Below are 8,084 nucleotides of genomic sequence, written 5' to 3'. Positions count from 1 at the left end.
CTATCATCGGCCTCATACCTCCTGCGGAGACGCTCCTCCGGCCTCACTGGCACCGGCCCGAGTCAACAACGTCATGCCCTCCTACAGCTAGGGTGTGGCCATGTCCAGCGTCCCGTCCCTCGTGCCTGTGCACGGCGTCGAGCTCCGTGGGCTGCTCGTCGACCGGCAGAGCCGCTGCGTGCACTACGCCGGTCCGACGGACGTGGTGGCCCTGCAGCTGGCCTGCTGCCCGGACTACTGGGCCTGCCGCCGGTGTCACGACGCGCTGGCCGGGCACGACGCCGTGCCGACGCCGCTTGAGGACGTCCATCGGATGCCGGCGCTGTGCGGCGTCTGCGGCCACCGGATGCACACGCATGACTACCTGGACGCCGAGTCCTGCCCCGCGTGCGGTGCCGGATTCAACCCCGGCTGCCGGCTGCACCGGCACCTGTACTTCTCGCTTCCGACGAGCCCATGAGCCGCCCGTTCCGCCCTGCGCTCCGCCCCGGCGAGGGGCACACGCGCGGCCAGAGGCCGTCGTCGCGTCCCCTCCGGCAGGCCTGGAACCTGGTGAACCTCTCCACGGTGCTGGGACTGGTGGCCGCAGCGGTGCTGCGGTGTCCGCTGACTCCGGCGCCGCACGGGCTGGTGCAGGCCCGAAACTACCCGCTCGCCTTCCCGGACGGGGCGGCGTTCACGGTGGGCAACGTGGTGTTCACGCGCCCCGGGCTGCGGATGACGCCCGAGCTGTGGCGGCACGAGTCCGGCCACGCGACGCAGTACGCCGTCTGCCTCGGCCTGCCGTTCCTCCCGCTGTACTTCCTGGCGGTCGGCTGGTCGCTGTGGCGATGCGGGGACACGGCATCGGCGAACCTGTTCGAGCGCACCGCGGGGCTGACCCTGGGAGGCTATCGGGAGCGCGCGCCGATCCGCGCCTGGCACGGCCGGCGGCTGGACCGCCGTCCCGCGGAGAGGCACGACGACGGCCCGCCCAGCCCCGGCGGCACCCCCGCCTGAGCACGGGGCCGGCTCGGCGGCGGACGCCCGGGCCCTTCCCTGCCCGTCAATGCAGGGCGCCGCCGGGGAGATCGGCGTCCGGGGAGTCGTCGAGGGACTCGAGCGCGACCAGGGCGACGGCCTGCGCCAGCTGCGCCGCGGGCAGGGCGGGGACGGAGTCGTCGGCCCGGTGCTCGAGGTCCCAGGGCACGTGCACGAAGCCGGCGGCCCGGGCGGAACCGGGTTCATGGAGCACCGAGTACATCAGGTGGTTGCAGACGAAGGAGCCGGCGGACAGGGACAGCTGGGCGGGGATGCCGGCAGCGGCGAGGGCCCGCTTGACAGGAAGGGTGGAGAAGAGGGCGGCGGGGCCGTCCGCCACGACCGGGCGGTCCACCGGCTGGTCCCCCGCATTGTCCGGGATGCGCGCGTCCTGCAGGTTCACGGCCACCCGCTCGAGCCGGACGTGGGCGGTGCCGCCGGCCAGGCCGACGCAGACCACCACGTCCGGGCGGTGCTCGGTCAGGGCGGCCTGCAGCGCCGGGCCGGAGGCGGCGAACACACACGGGACCTGCACGGCATGGGCCTCGTGCCCGGCGGCCCGGAGGATCGTGGTGGCGCCGCGGGCCGCGGACCAGGACGGATTCGTGGCGTCCCCGCCGAAGGGGTCGAAGCCGGTGAGCAAGATGCGAGAGGCAGCGGTCATGGGACGAACCCTAGCGAAGCGGCGCCGACAGAAAGGGCCTCGAACACACTTGCGAAGTGATTCGAACATGTGTTCTACTCGTTGCCATGCGATGGGAAGCGCAGACCCTGCGGGCCGGGAGCGGCGCCGAGCAGACGGGGACCGGCACACCGGCCGGCACACCCGCCCTGCTGCCGCTCCCGGGCCTGCAGCGGACCGTCACCACGCCGGAGTTCGCCGGCGTCACCTTCCACGAGGTGGAGGCGAAGACGGTCCTGAACAGGGTCCCGGAGGCCTCGCAGATGCCGTTCCGCTGGACCGTCAACCCCTACCGCGGCTGCACGCACGCCTGCCGCTACTGCTTCGCCCGGAGCACCCACGAGTTCCTGGACCTGGACGCCGGTGCGGACTTCGACCGGCAGATCGTGGTCAAGGTGAACGCCCCCGAGGTCCTGCGCGCCGAGCTGGCCCGCCCCACCTGGGGCCGTGAGACCGTCGCCCTGGGCACCAACACGGATCCGTATCAGCGTGCCGAGGGCCGGTACCGGCTCATGCCCGGCATCATCTCCGCCCTCGCCGAGTCCGGCACGCCGTTCTCGATCCTGACGAAGGGCACCCTCCTGGCCCGCGACGTGCCGCTGCTCGCCGCTGCGGCACGGTCCGTACCCGTGGACGTCGGCGTCTCCCTGGCCCTGCTGGACCCGTCGATCGCCGAGGCGGTCGAGCCGGGAACGCCGTCGCCGACGGCCCGGCTGAAGCTCATCGAGAAGCTCGCCGCGGCGGGAGCGCGCGTGCACGTGATGGCAATGCCGATCCTTCCCTGGCTCACGGACGGGGACGAGCAGTTGGATCTGCTCATGCGCGCCGTCGCCGCGGCCGGGGCCTCCTCTGTTCTCACCGGCGCACTGCACCTGCGCCCGGGCGCACGCCAGTGGTACCTGGACTGGATCGCCGCCGAGCATCCGCAGCTGCTGGACGGATACCGCCGCATGTACCGGCGGTCCTCCTACGCCCCCGCGTCCTACCGTGCCGGTCTCGAACGCCGCGGCGTCGCCGCTGCCCGGCGGTACGGGCTGCGGATCGGCGGGGCGCAGGGCATCCAGCGCGAGGACGGCCCGCCCATCGAATCCCGTCCGCTGCCGGTCGGAGAGGGCCTCCTCGCAGCCGCCGCCGAGACCCGGACGAGCCGAGCCGGGCGGCCCTCCGCCACCGGGCGGTTCGCCGGCACCGCGGCTCGGACGCATCGGGGGCGCGCCGCCGTCTCCGACGCCGCCGGGGCGGCGAGGCGTGCGCCCCTCACACAGCCGGCGCTGTTCTGAGCCGCTCCGGGGAGAGCCGCTCCAGCAGCGCATCCACGATCGGCCGATCCGCCGGGATCCAGTCCAGCGCATGCAGGTCCTGACGCGTCAGCGCGGTCCACTCCAGCCGGTCGTGGTCCTCGAGCGGGGCGGGCTCGGCCGACCCCTCGGCCAGCACCCCCACGTAGACGCGCATGAAGGCACCGTTCGCCAGAAGCCAGCCGCGGGCGTCCGGGGCCCCGACCTCCGTTCCGAGCCGGACTCGGGCCCCGAGCTCCTCACGGACCTCGCGCTCGAGCGCCGCCCGGGGCTCCTCCCCGGGCTCCACCTTTCCCCCCGGGAACTCCCAGAGCCCCGCCAACGATTCCGGCGCACTGCGGCGCGCCGCGAGCAACGCCCTGGGGCGTCGGCGGCGTCGAGGAGCGCAACCCCCACGACGAGCGGCTTCGACGGGTCGGGCTGCACGGTCGGAGGGAGTGATGTGGGGGACGTCATGACCCCAGCCTACGGACGTGGCGGGCCGGAGCGTCACGAGGGTCGTAGGCTTGCCCAGTGCATCAGCCCGAGACCTCCCCCCGCCTGACCACCGATCCGCGCCTGCACGGCCGTCGCCTGCTGTGGGCCGTCCTCGCCCTGGCGATGGGCAGCTTCGCCATCGGCACCACCGAGTTCACCATCATGGGCCTGCTGCCGGAGGCGGTGGCCGACCTCGAGGTCGCGCCGGAGACCGGCGGCGTGCTGATCTCCATGTACGCCCTCGGCGTCGTGGTGGGCGCCCCGACCCTGGCCGCCGCGCTGTCCACCGTGGACCGCCGCCGCTCGTCCATGCTGCTCATGGGCCTGTTCGTCGTCGGCCACCTCGGCTCCCTCCTGGCCCCGACCATCGGCTGGATGATGGCCGCCCGCTTCCTCTCCGGCCTGCCGCACGGCGCCTTCTTCTCCGCGGCGGCGCTGGCCGCGGCACACCTGGCCGGCCCCGCCCGCCGCGGCCAGGCCGTCGGCTGGGTGCTCGCCGGCCTCTCCACGGCAAACCTGATCGGCGTCCCCGTCGCAACGGCACTGGGCCAGCAGGCCGGCTGGCGCTGGATGTTCGTGGTGGTGGCCGCGTGCGCCGCCCTGTGCATCCTGGCGACCTGGCTGCTGGTGCCTCCCGTGCCCGCCCCCGCCGGCAGCAGCATCCGCTCCGAGCTCAAGGGACTGGCCTCCGCGCGTCTGTGGAAGACCGCACTCGTCGGCATCCTCGGATTCGCCGGCATGTTCTGCCTGTACACGTACATCGCCACACTGCTCACCGACATCGGCGGTCTGGCCCCGCAGCACATCCCCCTCGTCCTGGCCTTCTACGGCGTGGGCATGGTGGTCGGCACCCTGATCGGCGGCGCCATGACGGACCGGGACCCCATCCGGACGCTGCGCCTGTCCTTCCTGCTGTCTGCCGTGTTCCTGGCGCTGGTGTACCTGCTGTCCCCGTGGTGGTGGGCCGTGCTCGTTCCGCTGTTCCTCGTCGCGGTGTGCGGCTCGGGCATCGCCCCGGCCCTGCAGGTGCTGCTGGTGGACGCCGCCCCGGAGTCTCCGCAGCTGGCAGGCTCCCTCAACCACTCCGCCCTGAACATGGCCAACGCCATCGGAGCCTGGGTGGGCGCCGGCCTCATCGGTGCCGGCTTCTCCGCCGACGTCCCGTCGCTCGCCGGCGCCGGAGTCGCCGCCCTCGGACTGTTGCTGGCGTGCACCCTGATCCGGCGTCACCCTGTGCACCGCCCCTGAACCGCCCGCCCGGAGCACAGGAAGACGCATGGTTTCTTCGCGGGCGAAAACGAGTCATCCCAGCGCGATTGCCGCTATGATGAACGGGCAAGGTATTTCCAACTATCGAAAGGTGACAAGCACATGGGTTTCTTCGCTTGGATCGTCCTCGGTCTCATCGCGGGTGCCATCGCCCGCCTCATCCTTCCCGGCAAGCAGGGCTCCGGGTGGATCGGTGCCCTCATCACCGGCGTCGTCGGCGGCCTCCTGGGCGGCTGGATCGCCGGCACGATCTTCAAGATCGACACCATGAACTCCTTCTTCTCCCTGTCCACCTGGATCTTCGCGATCCTGGGCGGCGTGATCGTGGCGTTCATCTGGCAGGCCATCACCGGCCGTCGCGGCGCCAACCACTGACCTGTCCGGCGCACACAAGAAGGCCCCCGCCCCTTCGGGCGGGGGCCTTCTTCCATGCTCAGGGGCCGCCCCCTGGTCAGCCGGCCTGCCGGGTGGTCAGCCGGCCCGCCGCGCGGCCATCGCGGAGGCGTACAGGCACACGGTGGCCGCGGTGCCGACGTTGAGGGATTCGGCCGCGCCGTAGAGCGGCACGGCCACCGCCTGGTCCGCCAGCGCACGCTCCGTCTCGGACAGTCCCCGGGCCTCGTTCCCCAGCAGCCAGGCCGTCGGGGAGCCCAACGTCTCGGATGCCAGGGAGGTGAGCGTGTGGTCCGCATGGCCGTCTGCAGCCCACACCTGCAGGCCCGCCTGCCGCAACGCGTCCACACAGGCATCCAGTGACAGGCCCGTCACCACGGGCAGGTGGAAGATCGAGCCCGCCGTGGAGCGGACGACCTTCGGGTTGAACAGGTCCACGGAACCGGTCGTCAACAGCACGGCATCGGCTCCGGCGGCGTCGGCGGCCCGCAGGATGGTGCCGGCGTTGCCCGGGTCCTGGACCCTGCACAGCACGGCGGCCAGGCGGACTCGGCCCTGTGTCAGCACCTGGTCCAGGCCCATGGCCTGCGGCAGCGCGGCGACGATCAGGATCCCCTGTCCCGTCACCGCGTCCGACATGGCGGTGAGGACCTCGTCGGAGGCACGGCGCACGGCGACCCGACGCCCGGAGGGCGAGCGGCCGTCGTCGTGGCTCAGCCCGGCGGCGGACGGCCGCAACGAGGCGACCTCGTCCACGAGGGCGGCCAGCTCCGGGTCCCGCTGCGCCAGCCGGTCCGAGACGTAGACCTCGCGGACCACTCCCCCCGCCGGCCACACAGAGCGGGCCTTGGCAGGTCCGCGGCCCAGGTGCGCGCGCAGCGCCTCCCGGCATCCCTGCGGGCCCTCCACCAGGAAGGCACCCGCCCTCAGACGCGCCGAACGCCCCGCCAGGCGGGCGACGGACCTCACGCGCTCGGCGCGCGGGTTCGTCATCACTTCCTGGTCGGGGCGTCCGGTCATGGTGTGCGGCCGACTCCGGTGCTCACCGGGGCCGGCATGTCCGCCCTGGATCAGCGGGAGGCTGCCGGGGCGTTCACGTCCGCCGGCAGCGCCTTGCGTGCGGTCTCCACCAGGGCGGTGAAAGTGGCGGCGTCGGAGACGGCGATCTCGGCAAGCATGCGACGGTCCAGCTCCACACCGGCCAGCTTCAGGCCCTGCATGAAGCGGTTGTAGGTCATGCCGTTGGCACGGGCCGCAGCGTTGATGCGGGTGATCCACAGCTTCCGGAAGTCGCCCTTGCGCTTGTGGCGGTGCTGGTAGTTGTAGGTGAACGAGTGGAGCAGCTGCTCCTTCGCCTTGCGGTACAGGCGAGAACGCTGACCGCGGTAGCCGGAGGCGCGGTCCAGCATCGTACGACGCTTCTTGTGGGCATTCACTGCCCGCTTCACACGTGCCACGTGTGTGCTCCTATCTGTCTGGTCCCGGGGCGCTCATCGCGCCGCTCCGGGAGGAAGGTGTCCGGTGCCACGGCACCGAGGGTGCTCAGTGGCTCAGATGCCCAGCATCCGCTTGATCTGCTTGACGCTGCCCTTGGAGACGAGCTTGTCGCCCTTGAGGCGGCGGGTCAGGCGCGAGGACTTGTGCTCCAGGTAGTGGCGGCGGTTGGCCTGCTGACGCATCAGCTTGCCGGAGCCGGTCACGCGGAAGCGCTTCTTGGCGCCGCTGTGGGTCTTCATCTTCGGCATGGCTGCCGTTCTCCTTCTTCGTCGCCGCGCGTCACTCCGCTCGGAGCGGCGCACGGTGCTGGTTCACTCGCCCGGTTGCGGACGAGCTGTGCGGTTCTGAACCCGTGCCGGGCACGGGGCAGTCCGTGTCAGGCCCTGCGGGGCCCGGGCTTCGGTGCCGAGGCTCCGCCCTTCGGGGCGGCGGGCTTCGGCGGGGCCGCCATCGGCTTCGGCTTCGCTGCCGGCCTCGGAGCAGACTCCTTGGCCGGGGCCTTGGCGGCCGGCTTGGCCTGCTGCGTGGACGACGCCTTCGGAGCGGCCTTCTTCGGGGAGTCCTTGGCGGGGGCGGCCGGCTTCGGCGCCTCCTGCTTCGGGGCCTGCTGGGCCATCTTCTTGAACTCGGCCGGGAAGGCGTCGCCCACGGAGTTGGACACCGGCTTGGCGTCCGCGGCGGCGCGCTCCTCGGCGCGGGCGCGTGCCTCGCGGGCGGCCTGGTCGCGACGGGAGCCGCCACCGGAGCGCTCACGCTGCGGCGCGGCGTTCTTGCGGGCCTCGGCGCGTGCCTCGGCCTTGGTGCGCAGCGGACCGACGACCATCACCATGTTGCGGCCGTCCTGGCGCGGGCGGGACTCCACCGCGCCGAGGTCCTCCACATCCGTGGCGAACTTCTCGAGCAGGCGAACACCCAGCTCCGGGCGCTGCTGCTCACGGCCGCGGAACTGGATGATGGCCTTGACCTTGTCGCCGGCCGTCAGGAACTTGCGGGCACGGCCGACCTTGGTCTCGTAGTCGTGCGTGTCGATCTTCAGGCGGAAGCGGACCTCCTTGAGGACCGTGTTGGCCTGGTTCTTGCGGGACTCACGGGCCTTCACCGCGGCCTCGTACTTGAACTTGCCGAAGTCCATCAGCTTCGCCACCGGCGGCTTCGCGGCCGGGGCGACCTCGACGAGGTCCAGGTCAGCCTCGGCGGCCAGGCGCAGTGCGTCCTCGATCCGGACGATGCCGACCTGCTCGCCGTTGGGGCCGACCAGGCGGACTTCCGGAACGCGGATACGCTCGTTGATGCGGGGATCGCTAATGGTGCTTCTCCTGTAGTCGAGTCCAGTTGCTTCCGACCCGACGGCTGCCCGACACCCCGACATGACTCGAGGCCCCGGTGCCGACGGCACGACGAGGCCTCTCCCGGTCCCGTGTGGGGGACCCTTCGCCGATCCGGTGCGT

General features: G+C 72.3%; 11 protein-coding genes. 5 read left to right on the top strand and 6 right to left on the bottom strand.

The genetic code is table 11. From position 1 onward, the window contains the following. Positions 1-100 precede the first annotated feature (100 nt). Both FM125_RS00155 and FM125_RS00150 read left to right on the top strand, forming a co-directional pair. Complete coding sequence (locus FM125_RS00155) at positions 101-460, top strand: CHY zinc finger protein (protein WP_087133252.1); 360 nt, start codon at positions 101-103, stop codon at positions 458-460. Next, positions 457-999 (top strand): hypothetical protein, encoded by a 543-nt coding sequence (locus FM125_RS00150; protein ID WP_227718824.1) that lies wholly within the window; start codon positions 457-459, stop codon positions 997-999. Before FM125_RS00155 ends, FM125_RS00150 begins: the two co-directional genes overlap by 4 nt. Positions 1,000-1,045: 46 nt before the next feature. Here the strand turns inward: FM125_RS00150 and FM125_RS00145 are convergent, their stop codons facing one another. Continuing rightward, the gene (locus tag FM125_RS00145; RefSeq protein WP_087133251.1) at positions 1,046-1,684 is read right to left on the bottom strand and encodes a pyroglutamyl-peptidase I; all 639 of its coding nucleotides are present in this window, start codon (positions 1,682-1,684) and stop codon (positions 1,046-1,048) included. A gap of 86 nt (positions 1,685-1,770) precedes the next feature. Here FM125_RS00145 and FM125_RS00140 point away from each other — a divergent pair, with 86 nt between their 5' ends. Continuing rightward, positions 1,771-2,982: an Rv2578c family radical SAM protein gene (locus FM125_RS00140; RefSeq protein ID WP_087133250.1), complete on the top strand. Its 1,212-nt coding sequence runs from the start codon at positions 1,771-1,773 to the stop codon at positions 2,980-2,982. Here FM125_RS00140 and FM125_RS00135 read toward each other — a convergent pair. Next, positions 2,960-3,493: an NUDIX domain-containing protein gene (locus FM125_RS00135; protein WP_342743381.1), complete on the bottom strand. Its 534-nt coding sequence runs from the start codon at positions 3,491-3,493 to the stop codon at positions 2,960-2,962. The two genes, FM125_RS00140 and FM125_RS00135, sit on opposite strands and share 23 nt — an antisense overlap. A 20-nt stretch (positions 3,494-3,513) precedes the next feature. On the opposite strand from FM125_RS00135, the gene FM125_RS00130 reads away from it, so the two are divergent. Continuing rightward, positions 3,514-4,725, top strand: coding sequence for an MFS transporter (locus tag FM125_RS00130; RefSeq protein WP_067191888.1), 1,212 nt, complete (start codon positions 3,514-3,516; stop codon positions 4,723-4,725). A 123-nt stretch (positions 4,726-4,848) separates the two neighbouring features. After that, positions 4,849-5,121 (top strand): GlsB/YeaQ/YmgE family stress response membrane protein, encoded by a 273-nt coding sequence (locus FM125_RS00125; RefSeq protein WP_067191891.1) that lies wholly within the window; start codon positions 4,849-4,851, stop codon positions 5,119-5,121. 96 nt (positions 5,122-5,217) lie between these two features. Here FM125_RS00125 and FM125_RS00120 read toward each other — a convergent pair whose 3' ends face one another. From FM125_RS00120 to infC, 4 genes are all read right to left on the bottom strand, one after another. Continuing rightward, the gene (locus FM125_RS00120) at positions 5,218-6,132 is read right to left on the bottom strand and encodes a TrmH family RNA methyltransferase (RefSeq protein ID WP_425435761.1); all 915 of its coding nucleotides are present in this window, start codon (positions 6,130-6,132) and stop codon (positions 5,218-5,220) included. Positions 6,133-6,209: 77 nt separating this feature from the next. Further along, positions 6,210-6,596, bottom strand: coding sequence for a 50S ribosomal protein L20 (rplT, locus tag FM125_RS00115; RefSeq protein ID WP_067191895.1), 387 nt, complete (start codon positions 6,594-6,596; stop codon positions 6,210-6,212). A 93-nt stretch (positions 6,597-6,689) separates the two neighbouring features. Then, entirely contained in the window at positions 6,690-6,884 is a 195-nt protein-coding gene (gene rpmI / locus FM125_RS00110; RefSeq protein ID WP_067191897.1) for a 50S ribosomal protein L35, read from the bottom strand. A 128-nt stretch (positions 6,885-7,012) separates the two neighbouring features. Then, positions 7,013-8,005 (bottom strand): translation initiation factor IF-3, encoded by a 993-nt coding sequence (gene infC / locus FM125_RS00105; RefSeq protein WP_082740120.1) that lies wholly within the window; start codon positions 8,003-8,005, stop codon positions 7,013-7,015. Between the last annotated feature and the right edge of the window lie 79 nt (positions 8,006-8,084).

The sequence above is a fragment of the Micrococcus lylae genome (assembly GCF_900163825.1).
Taxonomy (GTDB): Bacteria; Actinomycetota; Actinomycetes; order Actinomycetales; family Micrococcaceae; genus Micrococcus; species Micrococcus lylae.
The sequence above is the reverse complement of the archived record's forward strand: the minus strand, read 5'-3'. Positions and strand labels throughout refer to the sequence as shown.